Source organism: Pedobacter sp. Leaf250 (assembly GCF_920984735.1).
Taxonomy (GTDB): domain Bacteria; phylum Bacteroidota; class Bacteroidia; order Sphingobacteriales; family Sphingobacteriaceae; genus Pedobacter.
The window spans coordinates 287251-306323 of the sequence record NZ_CAKLBU010000003.1; the positions used below are offsets into that span (position 1 = coordinate 287251).

Sequence of the window (19073 nt, forward strand, 5' to 3'; positions counted from 1 at the left end):
TCGGCTTAACTGCCACCAAACAATAACTAATCAATTTAACATTAAACCCAACTGAATGTATGAACTTTTACACTCGAAGTAGTTCTCCCACGGCCGAAAAACCAAAGGGCTTTACTACCAATTACTTAAACCAACAATTTATTAGGGCTATGAAACTTTTTATTTTTCTAATGACTGTTATCTGCGTTCAGGTAAGTGCTAATGCATTTTCTCAACGCATTAATATTAGCCAAAAAAATGTACCATTGGTACGCGTTTTAATAGAAATTAAACGTCAAACTGGCTATTTCTTTTTGTATGATACCGATTTGGTTCAGCAAAAATCAAGACCAGTAACCATCGATTTAAAAAATGCAGAATTAAACGATGTGTTAACTCAAGCACTAAAATCACAACCTTTTGGTTGGGAAATTAAGGACAATACCATTTTGATTTTTCCGAAATCGAACATCAATGAAGCTGCAAAAGCCATTGATGTTACCGGTAAAATTGTTGATGAAAATGGAAACCCAATGCCGGGTGCTTCAGTGCGTGTAAAAGGCCAATCGGCTATTTCTGTTACCGATGCAAATGGAAATTTCACCATCAGAAATGTTGATGAAAATGCAATTTTAGTAATTTCTTACATCGGTTATACAGATAGAGAAGCGGCTGCAAAAGCGCAGCTAGGTGCTTTAAAACTAACTCCATCTGCCGGAACCCTAAGTGATGTTGTGGTTACGGGCTACACCAACTACACCAAAACACAATCTGCTGCGGCAAGTTCTTTGGTTACTTCCGAAAAAATTAATACTGTTCCAGGTTTAACGGTTGACCAGATATTACAAGGTCGTGTTCCAGGAATGAGTGTAATTTCTACTTCTGGCCAGCCAGGTCAAAGTGCATCGGTTGTTATTCGTGGTATTGGTAGCGTAAATGGATCATCTACGCCATTATTTGTTTTGGATGGTGTGCCAATTGAAGCAGGATTTTTCCAAACGATCAATCCAGAAGATATTGAATCAGCAACGGTTTTAAAAGATGCCTCGGCTAAAGCACTTTATGGCTCAAGAGGATCGAATGGTGTGATTGTATTGACCTCAAAAAAAGGTAAAATTGGTAGAGTTGCTGTAAATTACACTTCACAATATGGTTTCTCTAACTTAAGCAGGCCAAATTTCGAAATGATGAACACTTCGCAACGGTTACAGTTTGAAGAAGAAATTGGTGCTAGTTTCGGTCGTAACATTGGCCCAGGTTGGACATACTCTCCCAAAAACCCAACTTATGCTGCAGGAACAGCAACAACTCGTGCACGTGCAGATTATATTATTGATAGCTTAAAACAAATCAATACCGATTGGAGAGATATCTTCTTTCAACGTGGAAAATTTCAGGAACAGCAAGTAAGCGTTAGTGGTGGAAATGAGAAACTTCGTTTTTACAATTCGTTAAACTATTACAGCCAGGAAGGTGTAGCTAAACGTACAGGATTGGATCGTTACTCTTTAAGAAGTAATTTAGATTTTAATGATGGTAAATTTAGTGGCAGCACAAATGTATCCATCGGTTATTCTCAATCTAGCTTTACAGAAGGAGAAGGTGGCACAGGTGCAGGTACGGCAATGGCTTCAGTTTATTATGCATTACCTTACGAAAATCCTTATGCTTCTGATGGTACTTTGGTACACCCGGGAAACAGATCTCAATATTTTATTTTAGATCAGCGTGAAGGTAGTCAGGCTTTAGAGCGTTTGCTGAATTCATCAGATAAAACAGAACAGTTAAAATCTATCATCAGCACCAATTTTGCTTACCAGATTTTACCTGAGTTAAAAATAACAACCAGAGCGGGTATTGATTACCGTCAATCAACTGATCAGGTATTTATCAATCCAGATTCTTATTATGGATCAAGAAGTGTTGCCAATACTTTAGGCGGTAAAGGTCGCTTAACAGATGCAAGTAGAAGAAATTTCAATATTATTTCTACAACGGGTTTAACTTACGCTAAAAAATTCAACGAAGTTCATGATTTTGAAGCCTCTGCTTTCTATGAGTACGTTTACAACAACTTTAATTCGTTTGGTTTTAGTGCTTATGGTATTGATGGTCGTTTGCCTGAAACACCAGCTGGTGCAACAAACGGTAGCGCAACATTTTTACCAAGTACCACTGGTGGTAAAACTAAAAATGCTTTAGCATCTATTATGGGTGTTGCCAGATATACTTATGATGATAAATATACCTTAACAGGAAGTTACCGTTATGATGGATCGACCAGAGTGGCACCACAAAACAAATGGCATGGTTTCTATTCATTCGGTGCCAATTGGAATGTTAAAGGCGAAGAGTTTTTAAAGAACAATGAGTTAATTAACGATTTACGTGTAAGAGGAAGTTATGGTATCACGGCAAGTCCTTTTGGAGGCGATTTCTTGTATTTACCAACTTATGCAGTGAATACCTCTTACGGCGGTGCTCCAGCATTAAGAGCAACTACACCAGGCAACGCGGATTTTGACTGGGAATACGTAAAAGAATTTAACACTGGCTTTGATTTGGCCATGTTCAAAAATAGGTTACGCGTAACAGTTGATTATTACAATAGAAAAACTACGAACATGTTCATTAACCAACCACTTCCTCCTGAAGCAGGCTTTTTGGAAGCAAATTTAAGTGCTGGAGTAATGAGAAACAGAGGATTAGAGTTTGATGTAAGCGGAGACGTGATTAAAAACCAGGATTTCATCTGGACAGTTGGTGTAAACGCCGGATATAACAAAAACAAAATTTTGCATGTGACTGATTTGGTTGATTCTTATCCAGATGGAGACACTAGAATATTAAAAGTAGGTTTACCTTATGGAACATATTTCGCACCAGATTGGGCAGGTGTAAATCCGCAAACAGGAGAACCACAATATTATAATCTTGATGGCTCAATTACAACTGCTTACAACGTAAACACGCAAAGCAATACCAATTCAGGAAGTTTGTATCCAACCTTTACAGGTGGTTTTAATACTTTATTGAGCTACAAAGGCATAACTGCATCAGCATTGTTCTCATTCGTATCAAATGTAATGCGTTGGAATAATGAAGATTTTTACAATGAAAATCAACGTTATGCTACCAGTAACCAATCAATTAGAATGTTAGAAAACAGATGGCAGGTTCCAGGTGATACTGGCGATGACGCGATTTTACAAAAATTCGATCTTCCGAGAAACTTTACATCAAAAGATATTCAGGATGCATCATTCTTAAGATTAAGAAATGTAAACATCGGTTATTCTTTACCAAAAAGTTTATTGGAAAAAACTAAAATTATTAAAGGTGTTAAAATCTTTGTTCAAGGTCAAAACTTATTTACCTGGACCAAATGGAGAGGTTTAGACCCAGAAAATAATGCAGTTTATGGACGTTTTCAATATCCTAACACCAGAACTTACACCGCAGGCTTAAACGTTAACTTTTAATATTTACAGCAATGATTAATAAAATATATCAAAAATACGCACTTATATTTTCGTTGTTAGTTTTAACATCGTCGTGTGCAAAATTAGATTTAGTACCAACAGATACGATTTCACCAGATAAGGCCTACAGAAACATCAGCGATGTAAATTTGGGTGTTTTAGGTGCTTATGCCCTTTTAGATGGTGGCACTATTGGTGTGGTTTCAACAGTTTCAGATGAGGCTACATTCCCAACAGAAAATACGGTTGGAAACAGCGACGCTTTCAGATGGCTTTATAATGCCGGTAGTGGTTCAGTTACAGCACAATATAGTACATTCTATGTAGCAATCGATCGCATCAATAGAACTTTAGCGGGTTTAGATGCATTAACGCTTACCGGAGCTGATGCAGCCACAGGTTCTCGTTACCGCGGAGAATTATTGGCATTACGTGCTTATTTCCACTTTGAGCTACTCCGTAATTATGCAGCTGCCTATCAAGCAGGTGCATTAGGTATTGCATACATGAAAATTTCTGCAATTGTTTATCCATCAAGAGATAATTTTGAAGTAGTAGTTGCTAACGCAAAAGCAGATTTAGTTGCTGCAAAACCCTTAATTCCCCAAACTTTTACAGATAAAACCCGCATAACAAAAGCAGCAGTTTCTGCTATTCAAGCAAGGTTGGCTTTGTACGAAAAAAACTGGAGCGAAGCCATTACCTATGCCAACGAGGCTATTGCAGCAGCTCCTTTAGCTTCAAAAGCGCAATTTCCTGGCATTTGGACTGATGCGAATGACAACGAAGTAATCTGGAAAGCAAAACGTGTTGGAACTACAGATTCTCGTTTAGGCGATTTCTATTTCCGCCAAACCGGTGGGATTGTTTTATATGCCCCTGCTTTTAAATTGATTAATACTTTTGATAAAGTGAACGATTTGCGTTATCCTGCATACATCAGATTTGATGCAACAAGAACCGGAACGAGATCTCAATATTTGGTGAATAAATATATTGGAGGTACATCAACAGCACCTGGTTTAACCGATATTAAATTATTCCGCACAGGCGAAATGTATTTGATTAAGGCAGAAGCTGAAGCAGAATCATCTGGTGATGCCGCTGGAGATCTAAATGCCTTACGTAATGCCCGTATCAATGGTTATGTAAATGCTACTTTTGCTGATAAACCAACTTTAATCGCGGCTATTTTAGAAGAGCGTTACAAGGAGCTGGCTTTCGAAGGTCACCGGTTTTTTGATTTAAAAAGAAGAGGTTTGCCAGTAACAAGGTTGGCTGCTGATGCCGTTAATGCATCTGGGGCGGTTATTTTGCCTGTTACACAAGCTCAGTATTCTTTTCCAATCCCAGCATCAGCAATATCAGTAAATAAAAATACGGTTCAAAACCCTAACTATTAGGCTTATCATAAATAATTATTTTGAGTCTTGTCATATTGAGCCTGTCGAAACGCAAATTAGCCTTCGACAAGCTCAGGTTGACAAGTTGAGTGATGATACAGTCTTTAAATTTAAATGATGAAACAATCCTTTCTTCTCCTCTTAATGGTTTATTGCTTTTCAGTAATGGGATGTAGTAAAACCACCACATCACCATCACCACCTTCTACAGGAGGTGGAACAACCAACCCAATCGCGAAACGCAGACCAGCTTCCATCGGAATAGTTGGCGATAGTACTAATATGGTGAAATCTACAACCGGCGGAATGGTTTTGATGGGTGGCGGAGCTGATGTCGATGCCGCTTTCAAGTGGATGATTGAAAGAAGTGGTGGTGGTGATGTGGTAGTTTTACGTGCTTCAGGTACGGATGCTTACAATCCATATATTAATGGCTTGGGCAATGTTAATTCTGTAGAAACTTTGCTAATCAATACCAAAGAGTTGGCGAATAACGATACTGTAGCCTATATTATCCGCAATGCTGAAATGGTTTTTATTGCAGGGGGCGATCAATCTGATTACATGAGAAATTGGAAGGGTACAAAAACCGAACAGGCACTCAATTATCTTTTAAATGATAAAAAGGCGCCAGTGGGCGGCACAAGTGCAGGTTGTGCCATTTTAGGTGGTTTTTATTACAGTGGCGAAACTGGTGGAGTTACTTCTGCGCAAGCTTTAGCAAATCCTTACGATGCCAATGTTACCCTATATGATAACGATTTTTTGAAAGCACCATATTTGCAAAATGTAATTACTGATCAGCATTATTTAACCCGCGATCGTGATGGCAGGTCGGTTGTATTTTTAGGGAGGATAAATAAAGATTGGAAAACACCGGCAAAATGTATCGCTGCTGATGAACGCACCGCTGTTTGCATCGATAAAGATGGAATGGCTAAAGTTTTTGGAGATTATTCGGTTACCAGACCTTACAGTTATGCTTACTTCATCTCTTCTGATGCTGGTAAACAACCTGAGCAAATGGAAGCTTTTAAAAAAGCAATTTGGAACAATAATGAAAAAGCGGTGTCAGTTTATGAAATTCCTGCTTCTGTTAATGGTGGAGGAAACTTTAATGTTGCTAACTTTAAAGCAAACGAAGCCACGGGTGGCAAATGGTATTGGTGGTGGATTGATAATGGAGTTTTAAATAAAAAAGATCAATAGAATAAAATGAAAGCATTGAAATTATTTGCGGTATTACTATTCTCTGTATTAGCATTGAATACTTCTGCACAGCAGAAAAAATATGTAATGGTTATTCATGGCGGTGCCGGAACCATTTTAAAAAAGAATATGACGCCTGAAAAAGAAGCTGCTTATGTAGCGGCTTTAACGCAGGCATTGCAGGCAGGTTATGCACAAATCAAAGCTGGAAAATCTAGTTTAGACGCGGTGGAAGCTACCATCCATGTTTTAGAAAACGATCCACATTTTAATGCGGGGAAAGGTGCGGTGTTTACCCACGATGGTAAAAACGAACTCGATGCTGCAATTATGGATGGTAAAACGTTAATGGCAGGAGCAGTTGCAGGTGTTACAACCGTAAAAAATCCAATTTCAGCAGCAAGAGCAGTAATGGAAAAATCTGAACATGTAATGATGGTGGGCGCTGGCGCTGATCAGTTTGCCAAAGAAGCGGGATTGGAAATCGTTGATCCGAAATACTTTTGGACTAAAGAACGTTGGGATGGATTGCAACAAGCAATAAAGGAAGATTCTACCAAGGCAGTTTTAGATCATGGAAGTAAGAAATCAGAATTATTGGGTACTAAAAACCACGATTATAAATTCGGAACAGTAGGTTGCGTGGCCTTAGATAAAGCTGGTAATTTAGCAGCAGGAACGTCAACAGGTGGAATGACCAATAAAAAATACGGTCGCGTAGGCGATGCACCAATAATTGGCGCCGGAACTTATTGTAACAACGAAACGGCGGCCGTTTCTTGTACAGGTTGGGGCGAGTTTTATATTCGTAATGTTGTAGCCAAAACCATTTCCGATTTAATGGAATACAAAGGTTTGTCGGTAAGTGAAGCCTCAAAAATTGCTTTGGATAAAGTAGGGAAAATGGGTGGCGATGGTGGCTTAATTGCATTAGATAAAAAAGGGAATATTGCAATGCCATTTAATACGGAAGGCATGTATCGTGGCGCAATTACAGCTGATGGTAAAATTGAAGTAAGCATTTATAAATAATGAAGAAACTATTTCTTTTCAATATTTTTCTTGGAATCTCTTTGCTTTTAAATGCTCAAGGCAAATTGGCAAAAGGCAGTTTATTTATTATTGGCGGAGGAAATCGTTCTGATGTCTTAATGAAAGAAATGCTTAATACAGCCAGTTTAAAAGCAAACGATTACATTATTGTTTTGCCAATGGCGAGCGAAGTTCCGGAAGTTGGTTTCGGAACGCTTTCTGCTCAGTTACAAAAGCTTGATCCCAGAAAGATTAGAAACTTCAATTTTGCAAAGCATGATGTAAATGATAAAAAGTGGACCGACTCTTTAGCTGGCGCAAAGCTGATTTATATCCTTGGAGGTGATCAAAGTCGCTTTATGAATGTAGTTTTAAATACACCGGTTTACACAGCTATTCATAAAGCCTATCAAAACGGTTCTACCATCGCCGGAACAAGTGCTGGCGCTGCGGTAATGAGTAAATACATGATCACTGGGAAGCAACTTTTAGATACCGTTTACAAAGAAACCTTCAATAAACTTTGGGATAAAAACATAGAGTTTTCGCCTGGAATGGGCTTGTTGGAAAACACCATTATTGATCAGCATTTTTTAAAAAGAAACCGTTATAACCGGTTAATTTCCGCTCTTGCAGCTCATCCTGATTTGGTTTGCGTGGGTATCGATGAAAGCACAGCGATTATTGTTCATGGCAATAAAGCCACCGTTGCGGGCGAAAGTCAGGTCATTAGATTGGCTAATCCAAAAGAATTAAAAAAAACAGATAAAGGTTTGCTGAAATTTAAGCAGGCCGAGTTTGGAATTTTTACCGAGGGTGATGTAATTGATATCAAACCCTGATAAGATTTGATTAAAAAGCCTATTTGGAAATATTCAAATAGGCTTTTTCATTTTGGAGGTTGTACGTTTTGATCGTCAAATGTAACCGGAAACAAAAAAATACCCTATATTTCATGCTTAAAACCTATCCATGAAAGCAATTTTTTCCAACTTAACATTTCAGGTTATCGTTGCAATTATCATCGGGATCTTTGTAGGAACTTATTTCCCGGAGTTTGCGTCGACAGCGAAATTGATTAGTCAAGGTTTTATTAACCTGATTAGCATGTTAATTGCGCCTATCATTTTCTTTACCATCGTTTTGGGTATCGCACACATGGGCGATATGAAAAAAGTCGGCAGAGTGGGAGGAAAGGCATTATTGTATTTTGAAATCGTAAGTACAATAGCCATTGCGGTTGGTTTGTTAGTGGCTAATATTCTCAAACCTGGCGACGGAGTAATTGCTAAATCCGGAGATGCCACCAAAATATCTGGCTATGCAGAACAGGCCAAAGACATGAATTGGGCCGAATTTTTTTTGCACATTATTCCACATAATGTAATTGCCGCTTTTGCTGAAGGAAATATTTTACAGATTTTATTATTTGCGATTCTATTTGGTTATGGCTTAAATAAATTGGGCGGTGAAGGAACTTCGGTTTTAAATGCTTTTGATAAAATTTCGAAGGTGCTATTTAAAATCATGAAAGTGATTATGCGCTTGGCTCCAATTGGCGCTTTCGGCGGAATGGCTTTTAGCATTGGTACACATGGATTGCAAAGTATTTTCGGTATGGCTAAACTGATGGGATCAGTTTATCTGACTTGTGTTTTATTTATCTTTGTTGTACTCAACGGCATTTGCAGGTATTATAAATTCAGTTTGTGGTCTTATCTTAAATTCATCCGTCAGGAGATTTTAATTGTTTTAGGAACCTCTTCTTCAGAATCGGCGCTGCCCAGTATGATGCAAAAAATGGAAGATATCGGTTGCGATAAATCGGTTGTGGGTTTAGTTATCCCTACGGGATATTCTTTCAATTTGGATGGTACTGCAATTTATCTGGCCATGGCAGTAATTTTTCTTTGTCAGGTTTTTCACGTCGACTTATCATTAGGACAACAAATAACAGTTTTGGGTGTGTTGATGGTTACCTCAAAAGGCGCTGCAGGGGTAACGGGTAGTGGTTTCATTGTATTGGTATCTACACTTACGGCATTGAAAATTATGCCCATCGAGCACATCTCTATTTTAATTGGTGTCGATCGTTTTATGAGCGAAGCACGAGCAATTACAAACGTAATTGGAAATGGTGTAGCAACAATCGTAATTGCTAAAAGCGAAAATCAGTTTGATGAAGCAAAGTATTTAAAAGCCATTCGGCCAGCCATGATTGAAAAAAATGAGGAAATTTAAGAAGGTTTCAACCACAGATGTACACAGATAAACACAGATTAATCTTTCAATTTTTATCAAGTTGTCTTTAATGTTAATATTTGTATCTGGTTGATATCTCTTAGGCTAAGGCGAGATATTCTGCCTTGTTTAGGGAAACTCAATCTGTGTTCATCCTGTGTATCCGTGGTTAAATTAAAAACTCCAAACAATTTAACTTACCTTTGTATCAGAAAAATGCACACAGCATGTTTAGTTAAACCAGATCACATTGGCTCAAGAAGAACAAAATAACCGCAAAGAAAAAAGCGAGTTACACCCACGCAATAAACACCGTTCGCGTTACAATTTCAAACAACTTACCGCTGCATCAAAAGAATTAAAACGTTTCGTTTTTAAAAATGAACACAATGACGATTCTATTGATTTCGCAGATCAGGATGCAGTTAAGGCACTTAACAGAGCATTACTGAAATATTTTTACAATATCTCTCAATGGGATATTCCGCAAGATTTTCTTTGTCCGCCGATACCGGGAAGGGCGGATTATATTCATTATGTTGCCGATCTTTTAGGTTCAAGCAATAAGGGTAAAAATCCAAAAGGAGCCAATATAAATGTGCTCGATATTGGTGTTGGTGCAAACTGCATTTACCCAATTGTTGGTCACCAGGAATATGGCTGGAGTTTCGTAGGTTCGGAGATTGACCCACTTTCTGTCGATTCTGCAAAACGCATTATAGAAGCCAACAAACCTTTGCAAGGTGCTGTAGAAATTCGTCAGCAATCTTCAAAAATGGGGATTTTTAGAAATATTGTGGGTGCAAAAGAACGTTTCGATGCTGTGGTTTGCAATCCGCCATTTCATGCCTCTTTGAAAGAAGCAGAGCAAGGTACCCGCCAAAAATGGCGCAACTTAGGTGGCAACGAAAAGGAAGTTAAACATGTTTTAAACTTTGGTGGCAATAAAGCTGAATTGTGGTGCCCAGGAGGCGAACGTGCTTTTGTGGAGCAAATGATTATTCAAAGCGCCCAAATTAAAAATCAGGTTTTGTGGTTTACGTCATTGGTATCGAAAAGTGCAAATTTAAAAAGTATTTATAGCGCATTGGTTAATGCAAATGCTTTTGAAGTACGTACAGTGCAAATGAGTCAGGGACAAAAAATCAGTCGTTTTGTAGCTTGGACATTTCATGATGATGCTGCGCAGGCAGAGTGGGCAAAAGGATGGAAATCGGAGCCAAAAGCTGAAGTAAAAAAAGCTTAAATTTAAATAATTAGAAAAGCAAAGCCGGATGAACTGTTAAAGTTAGTCCGGCTTTTTTGATTTTATCTTTTTTTAACTTTTTGTCATGCTTAAGAACGAAGCATCTGTTTCATAGGTTGCAGATGATACCTAGAGCGGTCGTCATTGCGAGGCACGAAGCAATCTCATTTTAAAGTTAATCCTTCGAGTGGGATTGCTTCTCCAGATGAAATATCGGGATCGCAATGACGGAAAAATTTGAAGCATATTGAAACTAGTATTAACGATCTAAGGATTAAGGATTTTTAATCTTTTAACAAACTACTTTTTCTCGTAAACAATTAAAATAGTTAAGTCGTTATCATCGTTTGGCTTAATGCCATGCGAACTTCCGGGGCGAGTTAAAATGGCATCGCCAGGTTTAACCGCGAAAGTTTTTCCATTCATTTGCATAACACCTTTACCGCTAATTACATAATAAATTTCATCTTCCTTTTGTAGATGGTAACCAATGGATGAACCTGATTTTAAAACTCTTTTTCTAAAATTGGTTTTAAGGTTTTTTGCATCTGCAAAAAAGTTATAGCCGATAGTTTCTCCGCCTCCTTTATGGGTTCCGGGTTCTGTTTTTGCAACATCTGCATCGTTTTGCAAAATATATTTAGCCGTATCGATAGATTGCGCTTTGGTGCCGATAACAATTGTTACCAATATTGTAAAAAGAATAAAAACCTTGTTTTTCATAATTTGCTGATTTAGCTTGAATCTTTGTGCGCTCCGTAAATTTAGGCGTTTTGCCTGTTGTTGCCAAAGGCGATGGATTTTTGTTAAATAAACCTGATTGCAACGAAAATACTTTTGATGTTTTTGAAAGTTACTAACCCTTTTCTGCAATTTGCTTGTATGTTAGTAACTTTACATTAAAAGATTGAAGTGGAAAGCAGGGCGAAACTAGCCATAACCGAATTCCTTACATTTTCGTGAAAAAATGGGCTAAATAATCTATTTTTAAGCTTGATTTTCCAGTCAATAATATTAGCTTTGCACAAAAAAATATTGATACATGAGCGTTTTAGTAAATAAAGATTCTAAGGTTATCGTTCAGGGTTTTACCGGAAACGAAGGAACTTACCACGCAGAACAAATGTTGGCGTATGGTACAAACGTAGTTGGTGGTGTAACGCCTGGCAAAGGTGGGCAATTACATTTAGACAAGCCTGTTTTTAATACTGTTAAAGATGCTGTTGATAAAACAGGAGCAAATGTATCTATCATTTTCGTTCCACCGGCTTTTGCTGCTGATGCGATTATGGAAGCTGCCGATGGTGGTATTAAAGTGATTGTTTGTATTACTGAAGGTATCCCGACAAAGGATATGATTCAGGTTAAAGAATATATTTCAGACCGTGATGTTACGCTTATCGGCCCTAACTGCCCAGGTGTAATTACTGCTGATGAGGCTAAAATTGGTATCATGCCAGGTTTTATCTTCAAAAAAGGTCACGTTGGTGTGGTTTCAAAATCAGGAACTTTAACTTACGAAGCTGTAGATCAGGTTGTTAAAGCTGGTTTAGGTATTACAACTGCTATCGGTATTGGTGGTGATCCAATTATTGGTACGCCAACTGTTGAAGCGGTTAAATTATTAATGAACGATCCTGAAACTCACGGTATCATCATGATTGGTGAAATTGGTGGTGGAATGGAAGCTGAGGCTGCCCGTTGGATTAAAGAAAACGGTACTAAGCCTGTTGTTGGTTTCATCGCTGGTCAAACTGCTCCTGCCGGACGTAGAATGGGCCACGCTGGTGCAATTGTAGGTGGTGCTGATGATACAGCTGCTGCGAAAATGAAAATTATGCGTGAGTGTGGTATTCGTGTAGTAGAAAGCCCAGCTGAAATTGGTGCTGCAATGGCAGAAGAATTAGCAAAATAAGATTTTAAGAATCATATAAATGAAAGCGTTTCGATTAAGTTCGAGACGCTTTTTGTTTTCGGAGTTTTTTGCCGCGGAAACACAGAAGGCACGGAAAAGAAAAAGGGAAAAAAAGAAGAATTATTTTTTTTTAGTTAAAATTATCATTTATGGATTATCAAATAAGACAAGATAATCTTCCCTATAAAACTGAAACTGATTTAATTATTAATGCCGCAATCGAAGTTCATAAAGCTTTAGGCTGCGGCTTTTTAGAGATTGTTTACAAGGACGCACTCTGTATTGAATTTGATAGCCGTGGTTACTTTTATGAAAGAGAAAAACATTATCCTGTTTATTATAAGGATGTTTTACTTTCACATAGTTTTTATGCGGACTTCATTGTTTTTGATTCTGTAATTTTAGAAATCAAATCAAAAAGTGGAATAGCAAATGAGGATTTAGCTCAGACGATAAATTATTTAAAGTGCTCAGATCGCAGGGTTGGTCTTGTTTTAAACTTCGGCAAACCAACGTTAGAAATTAGGCGGGTTGTTTTCTAGTTGGTAATCCATGTGTGAAGCGAATATCGCTTTTTCATATCTGTTCCGTGTATTCAGTGTTTCCGTGGCAATTTTCTATTATTTTTCATGTTCGCCTCAGCTGCATCACGCTAATTTATCATCCCTTTGTAAACACTCAGCCAAACCATTAAACCAACAAACCAAAACAAAATCTATAGCGTATATTGATATATGAAAACGATGTTAAATAAACTATTTTTGATCTCGGCTGTTATTTTAATTGGAAGCCTCTCTGCTTGTGCTCAAAAGCAGGATAAGAAAGAAGCGAAACAAACACAGTCATCAGATAATATTATAAAGAAAAAAATGAACTGGAATACATTAACACCCGAAGAAGAAAGAGTAATTGTTAATAAAGGTACAGAATACCCTGGCACAGGAAAATACGAACATACTACCGATAAGGGTACTTATACTTGCAAGCGTTGTAACGCGGAATTGTATCGTTCGGAAAGTAAGTTTGATGCCCGTTGCGGATGGCCAGCGTTTGATGATGAAATTAAAGGCGCTGTTAAACGCATTCCTGATGCAGATGGCTCGCGTACAGAAATCGTTTGTGCCAATTGTGGCGCACATTTAGGTCACGTTTTTACAGGAGAAGGATTTACGAATAAAGACACACGTCATTGTGTAAATTCCATTTCTATGAATTTTGTGCCTGATAAAAAATAAGGTGGATATAGTGAGGTTAGGTAGAGGCGTACAGCGATAAGTTGTACGCTTTTTTTGTTTATAAGGTTTTTTATAAACTTAATTTTTCTTCGAATTAAAGTTTATTTAAGCGGTGGAAATTGGCTTTTCAAGGGCCTGAATTTTATACTATAAACCGCTAACTTTTCCACAAATTATTGATTATAAACTAAATGCTTATATTTGCAGGCTCGATAAAGAAATTTTAGCCTATGAAGTATCTTCTGATAATAAGTTTTTGTTTCCTGTTTTTACAAGGTCAAGCACAAAATTCTGATTCATCAAATGAGCCAGATAGTATTAAAAAAACAGTTCTCGCAACTTATTACCATAGGAAATTCGAAGGCCGCCGCACCACTAGTGGCGCAAAATATAGGGCTAAAAAATTTACTGCCGCTCATCGCACTCTGCCAATGGGAACAGTGATTACTGTTACCAATCCCGATAATGGAAAATCAGTTAAGGTAAAGGTAAATGACCGTGGTCCTTTCTCTAAAAGACTAGCTATTGATTTATCAGAAAGTGCTGCAAAAGAGATCGGTATCTATCGTAAAGGCATTGCTAAAGTAAGCCTAAGTTACACAGTTGAGTAACATTCCATTTTGCTATATTTTGCACTCGCTACACACCCCAAATTTAAGTTATTAACACTGTTTTTCGTTTGCTAAACCCTTGAAAAGAAACGATTAGCTTTTTTTTCGCTTGAAAATGATATTTGGCTGATGCATTTCTCCACTGATTTCAAGGTAGTGTTAACAACTTTGGTTCACAAAAAGCACCTTGCTTCTATATATTTGTTTAACAAAGTTCTTTAACTTCTTGCGTTTAAAAACAAATATAAAAGCTTAGTTTTTAGTAATTTACAGGTATATCTCTCTGATAACAAATTTAAATTGTCCCCACTAAAAATTCAGTTGTCTGCCAAACGTAAGGGTTAGCACTTTCACTAGAGTTTTAATACAAAACATTTCAATCATCATAAAAAATTGATGGATGCGTGGTTTTGTCGGCTCTAACTAAATTGAATTAAAAAGATAAAGTATCAGCTATGGAGCAGGAATTATTACTACAAGAAAATAAAGACAGATTTGTGCTTTTGCCAATTAAGTATCCGGCAATTTGGGAAATGTATAAAAAGACCGAAGCTAGTTTTTGGACCGCAGAAGAAATTGATCTTTCTGACGACCAAAAACACTGGGATAATTTGAATGATGGAGAAAGACATTTCATTTCTCATATTCTTGCTTTCTTTTCTGCTAGTGATGGTATTGTTAACGAAAACCTTGCTGTAAACTTCATGAGTGAAGTGCAATTACCAGAGGCTCGTTGTTTCTATGGTTTCCAGATCATGATGGAAAATATCCACGCCGAAACCTATGCATTATTAATTGATACTTATATCAAAGATCCCGAAGAAAAAGACCGTTTGTTCCATGCTATAGATACTGTTCCGGCTGTAAAAAGAAAAGCAGAATGGGCTTTAAGATGGATTGAAAACGGAACTTTTGCAGAGCGTTTAGTGGCTTTTGCAGCGGTTGAAGGTATTTTCTTCAGCGGAAGTTTTTGTTCTATTTTCTGGTTAAAGAAACGTGGCTTAATGCCAGGATTAACTTTCAGTAATGAATTAATCTCAAGAGATGAAGGTTCTCACTGCGAATTCGCCTGCTTGTTATACAGCATGTTGAGCAATAAATTAAGCGAAGAAGCTGTTCATGGCATCATCAGCGACGCCGTAGAAATAGAAAAAGAATTTATTACCGATGCGTTGCCAGTTGCCTTAATTGGTATGAATGCAAAGTTAATGAGCCAATACATTGAATTCGTAGCCGACAGATGGTTACAGGAATTAGGTTACAAAAAAATCTACAATGCAACCAATCCATTCGATTTTATGGAAATGATTTCGTTGCAGGGTAAAACTAACTTCTTCGAGAAACGTGTGGGTGATTATCAGAAAAGTGGCGTATTAACATCTGCTGATAACAACAAACAGGCGTTTTCTTTAGATGAAGACTTCTAATTAAATTTTTAAATTAATGAATGATAGAATGAGTGAATGTGCTCATGCATCATTCAAAAAATAAATAAAATATTACGGGTTGGTTTAAAAGGTTGAGGGAAAATCATTCAATCATTCAAAACTCGCTCATTCAATCATTAACAAAATAAATCTCATAAATTATGTTCGTACTAAAAAGAGATGGCCGGAAAGAGCCGGTGCAATTTGACAAAATCACAGCCCGTATTCAAAAGCTGTGCTACAGTTTAAATTCAGACCTTGTAGACCCAATCGATGTTGCCAAAAAGGTAATCGAAGGTTTATATGATGGTGTAACTACATCAGAGTTGGATAACCTTGCTGCTGAAACTGCGGCTTCGTTAACTACAAAACACCCTGATTATGCTTTGTTAGCGTCGCGTATTGCGGTTTCTAACTTGCATAAAAACACTACTAAATCATTCTCGGGTACGATGAAAATGTTGTACGAATATTTCGACCCGAAAGCGCAGAAAGCAGCACCGCTTATCGCTGATGATGTTTATGAGATCATTGAAAAAAACAAAGATATTTTAGATAGTTCTATCATTTACGATCGCGATTTTGGTTTCGACTACTTCGGTTTCAAAACTTTAGAAAAATCTTACCTGTTAAAAGTTAACGGTGCGATTGTTGAGCGTCCTCAGCATTTATTTATGCGTGTTTCTGTTGGTATCCATAAAGAGGACATCGAAAGTGCAATCAAAACGTATAACTTAATGAGCGAGCGTTGGTTTACACATGCTACGCCAACATTATTTAATGCAGCTACACCAAAACCTCAAATGTCTTCATGTTTCTTGTTAACCATGCAAGATGACAGCATCGAAGGTATTTACGATACTTTAAAGCAAACGGCTAAAATTTCACAAAGTGCTGGTGGTATTGGTTTAAGTATCCATAACATCCGTGCAACAGGTTCTTACATCGGTGGTACAAACGGTACAAGTAACGGTATTATCCCGATGTTGCGTGTATTTAACGATACCGCTCGTTATGTAGACCAGGGTGGAGGTAAACGTAAAGGCGCCTTTGCAATTTATTTAGAACCTTGGCATGCTGATGTTTTCGAGTTCTTAGACTTGCGTAAAAACCACGGTAAAGAAGAAATGCGTGCCCGTGATTTGTTTTATGCCCTTTGGATAAACGATTTGTTTATGCAACGTGTTAAAGATAATGGCGATTGGACATTATTCTGTCCACACGAAGCACCAGGTTTAGCAGATTGTTTCGGTAAAGAATTTGAAGATTTATATACTAGCTACGAAGCTGAAGGTCGCGGACGTAAAACCATTAAAGCACAAGAACTTTGGTTTGCCATTTTAGATTCGCAAATTGAGACTGGTACACCTTATATGTTGTTTAAAGATGCAGCGAACAGCAAATCTAACCAACAGAACTTAGGTACCATTAAGTCTTCTAACTTATGTACGGAGATTATTGAATACACCTCTAAAGATGAAGTTGCGGTTTGTAACTTAGCATCATTAGCATTGCCTCGTTTCGTAATCAACGGTGCTTTCGACCATCAAAAATTATATGATGTAACTTATCAGGCTACTTTAAACCTGAATAAAATCATCGATCATAACTATTACCCAGTTCAGGAAGCTGAAAATTCAAACATGCGTCACCGTCCGGTTGGTTTAGGTGTACAAGGTTTGGCGGATGCCTTTATCTTATTACGTTTACCTTTCGAAAGTGATGAAGCAAAACGTTTAAATAAAGACATCTTCGAAACGATTTATTTCGCATCGATGACAGCTTCTAACGATTTGGCTGTGAAAAATGGTCCTTACCAAACGTTTAAAGGTTCTCCGTTATCGAAAGGACAGTTTCAGTTCGATTTATGGAATGTAACGCCAGATAGCGGAAGATGGGATTGGGAAGCATTACGTACAAAAGTAGTTAAAGATGGTGTGTACAATTCGTTATTGGTTGCGCCAATGCCAACTGCATCTACTTCTCAAATCTTAGGTAATAACGAATGTTTCGAGCCATATACTTCAAATATCTACACACGTCGTGTTTTGAGTGGAGAGTTTGTAGTGGTTAACAAGCACTTATTGAAAGATTTAGTAGCATTAGGTTTGTGGAACAACGATATGAAAAACCAAATCATATTGGCTAACGGTTCAATTCAAGGGATCGCTGCAATTCCTGATTACATTAAAGAACTGTACAAAACTGTTTGGGAAATTAAGATGCGTAACATCATCGATATGGCTGCCGACCGTGGTGCATATATCTGCCAATCACAGTCTTTAAACCTGTTTGTAAATGCACCTAATACTTCAAAATTGACTTCAATGCACTTTTACGCATGGGAGAAAGGTTTGAAAACTGGTATGTATTACTTACGTACTCAAGCAGCATCTCAAGCAGTTAAATTTACTGTGGAAAATCAAGGTGGTAAAGCAATTGAAGCGGTGATTCCTGCTCAAATGACTCAAGATCAGGTTGCAGAAGAAATCGTTGACGGACCAGTTTGTTCAATGGAAGAAGGTTGCATTAGCTGTTCTGGTTAAGTAGTTCATTAGTCATTGGTTCAATAGTTCATTTGTCAAGCTGCAATAAGATATGCGCCAAATACTAATAAACTAATTACAACTGAACCAGTGAACATTTAAAAGCAATAAAATACTTAAGGTTTTGGGCAAACGCTCAAAACCTTATTTTTTGTCCTTACTTTTGTGTTAGTTCAATAGTTCATTTGGCAATGGTTCATTAGTATAATGCGCCAAACACCAATGAACAAATGACCACTACTGAACCAATGAACAACCACAAACATAGCAAACACGAAATCATTCCCTGCGAAAGATGCGGAACGGCTATAGAATGCAAGGCAAATTCTTACACCAAATGCCAATGCAGCGTGGTTCAATTGAGCATCAACGAAGTGCAATATATTTCAGAATTGTACGATGGTTGTTTGTGTGCGAAATGCCTTTTTGAATTGCAACAGGAGTATAGAGAAGAAATAGGGGTTTAAAATCTTTGGCTGTCATGCTAAGCTTGTCTAAGCACCTTCAATAAGTCTTTAATTAAAAATTTGAAAAGCAGGTTTCTGTGCTTTTCGGTTTTTGCATTCCCGCCATTCACTTCAATCTTTTTCTGTTCCTTCGACAAGCTCATGATGACACATAAAAAGTATCCATGTATTAATAAGAGCCTTAGTTCGAGAAGTAGTCAAACTTGCTACAATAAAAAGATAATTTTATACTCAAAACTAAGGCTTATGTCAAATATACGTGAAATTGTAGATTTTTCAG

General features: G+C 37.5%; 15 protein-coding genes. 14 read left to right on the forward strand and 1 reads right to left on the reverse strand.

Going from position 1 to position 19073, the window contains the following annotated elements; translation table 11 throughout:
* Positions 1-59: 59 nt before the first annotated feature.
* The 7 genes from LUA91_RS04375 (at position 60) to rlmF (ending at position 10592) form a co-directional block, all read left to right on the forward strand.
* Positions 60-3461, forward strand: coding sequence for a SusC/RagA family TonB-linked outer membrane protein (locus LUA91_RS04375; protein ID WP_231424808.1), 3402 nt, complete (start codon positions 60-62; stop codon positions 3459-3461).
* An 11-nt stretch (positions 3462-3472) separates the two neighbouring features.
* Positions 3473-4864 (forward strand): RagB/SusD family nutrient uptake outer membrane protein, encoded by a 1392-nt coding sequence (locus LUA91_RS04380; protein WP_231424809.1) that lies wholly within the window; start codon positions 3473-3475, stop codon positions 4862-4864.
* A gap of 114 nt (positions 4865-4978) precedes the next feature.
* Positions 4979-6073 carry a cyanophycinase gene (locus tag LUA91_RS04385; RefSeq protein WP_231424810.1) on the forward strand — a complete coding sequence of 365 codons (1095 nt, stop codon included), beginning with the start codon at positions 4979-4981 and terminating at the stop codon, positions 6071-6073.
* Positions 6074-6079: 6 nt separating this feature from the next.
* Complete coding sequence (locus LUA91_RS04390; RefSeq protein ID WP_231424811.1) at positions 6080-7105, forward strand: isoaspartyl peptidase/L-asparaginase family protein; 1026 nt, start codon at positions 6080-6082, stop codon at positions 7103-7105.
* Positions 7105-7947, forward strand: coding sequence for a cyanophycinase (locus LUA91_RS04395; RefSeq protein WP_231424812.1), 843 nt, complete (start codon positions 7105-7107; stop codon positions 7945-7947). Before LUA91_RS04390 ends, LUA91_RS04395 begins: the two co-directional genes overlap by 1 nt.
* A 130-nt stretch (positions 7948-8077) precedes the next feature.
* Positions 8078-9346: a C4-dicarboxylate transporter DctA gene (dctA, locus tag LUA91_RS04400; RefSeq protein ID WP_231424813.1), complete on the forward strand. Its 1269-nt coding sequence runs from the start codon at positions 8078-8080 to the stop codon at positions 9344-9346.
* A gap of 250 nt (positions 9347-9596) precedes the next feature.
* Positions 9597-10592: a 23S rRNA (adenine(1618)-N(6))-methyltransferase RlmF gene (rlmF, locus tag LUA91_RS04405; RefSeq protein ID WP_231424814.1), complete on the forward strand. Its 996-nt coding sequence runs from the start codon at positions 9597-9599 to the stop codon at positions 10590-10592.
* 300 nt (positions 10593-10892) lie between these two features.
* On the opposite strand, the gene LUA91_RS04410 is transcribed toward rlmF, so the two are convergent.
* Positions 10893-11315, reverse strand: coding sequence for a cupin domain-containing protein (locus LUA91_RS04410; protein ID WP_231424815.1), 423 nt, complete (start codon positions 11313-11315; stop codon positions 10893-10895).
* 319 nt (positions 11316-11634) lie between these two features.
* On the opposite strand from LUA91_RS04410, the gene sucD reads away from it, so the two are divergent.
* From sucD to LUA91_RS04445, 7 genes are all read left to right on the forward strand, one after another.
* Positions 11635-12507 carry a succinate--CoA ligase subunit alpha gene (gene sucD / locus LUA91_RS04415; RefSeq protein ID WP_231424816.1) on the forward strand — a complete coding sequence of 291 codons (873 nt, stop codon included), beginning with the start codon at positions 11635-11637 and terminating at the stop codon, positions 12505-12507.
* Positions 12508-12656: 149 nt separating this feature from the next.
* A complete protein-coding gene (locus LUA91_RS04420) occupies positions 12657-13049 on the forward strand; it encodes a GxxExxY protein (RefSeq protein WP_231424817.1) in 393 nt (130 codons plus the stop codon).
* 192 nt (positions 13050-13241) lie between these two features.
* Entirely contained in the window at positions 13242-13742 is a 501-nt protein-coding gene (locus LUA91_RS04425) for a methionine-R-sulfoxide reductase (RefSeq protein ID WP_231424818.1), read from the forward strand.
* A gap of 230 nt (positions 13743-13972) precedes the next feature.
* Entirely contained in the window at positions 13973-14353 is a 381-nt protein-coding gene (locus tag LUA91_RS04430) for a septal ring lytic transglycosylase RlpA family protein (RefSeq protein ID WP_231424819.1), read from the forward strand.
* A 455-nt stretch (positions 14354-14808) separates the two neighbouring features.
* Positions 14809-15780, forward strand: a complete 972-nt coding sequence (locus LUA91_RS04435) for a ribonucleoside-diphosphate reductase small subunit (RefSeq protein ID WP_025145778.1) — start codon at positions 14809-14811, stop codon at positions 15778-15780.
* A gap of 161 nt (positions 15781-15941) precedes the next feature.
* Positions 15942-18326, forward strand: coding sequence for a ribonucleoside-diphosphate reductase subunit alpha (locus tag LUA91_RS04440; protein WP_231424820.1), 2385 nt, complete (start codon positions 15942-15944; stop codon positions 18324-18326).
* A gap of 230 nt (positions 18327-18556) precedes the next feature.
* Positions 18557-18793, forward strand: coding sequence for a cysteine-rich CWC family protein (locus tag LUA91_RS04445; protein ID WP_231424821.1), 237 nt, complete (start codon positions 18557-18559; stop codon positions 18791-18793).
* Positions 18794-19073 lie beyond the last annotated feature (280 nt).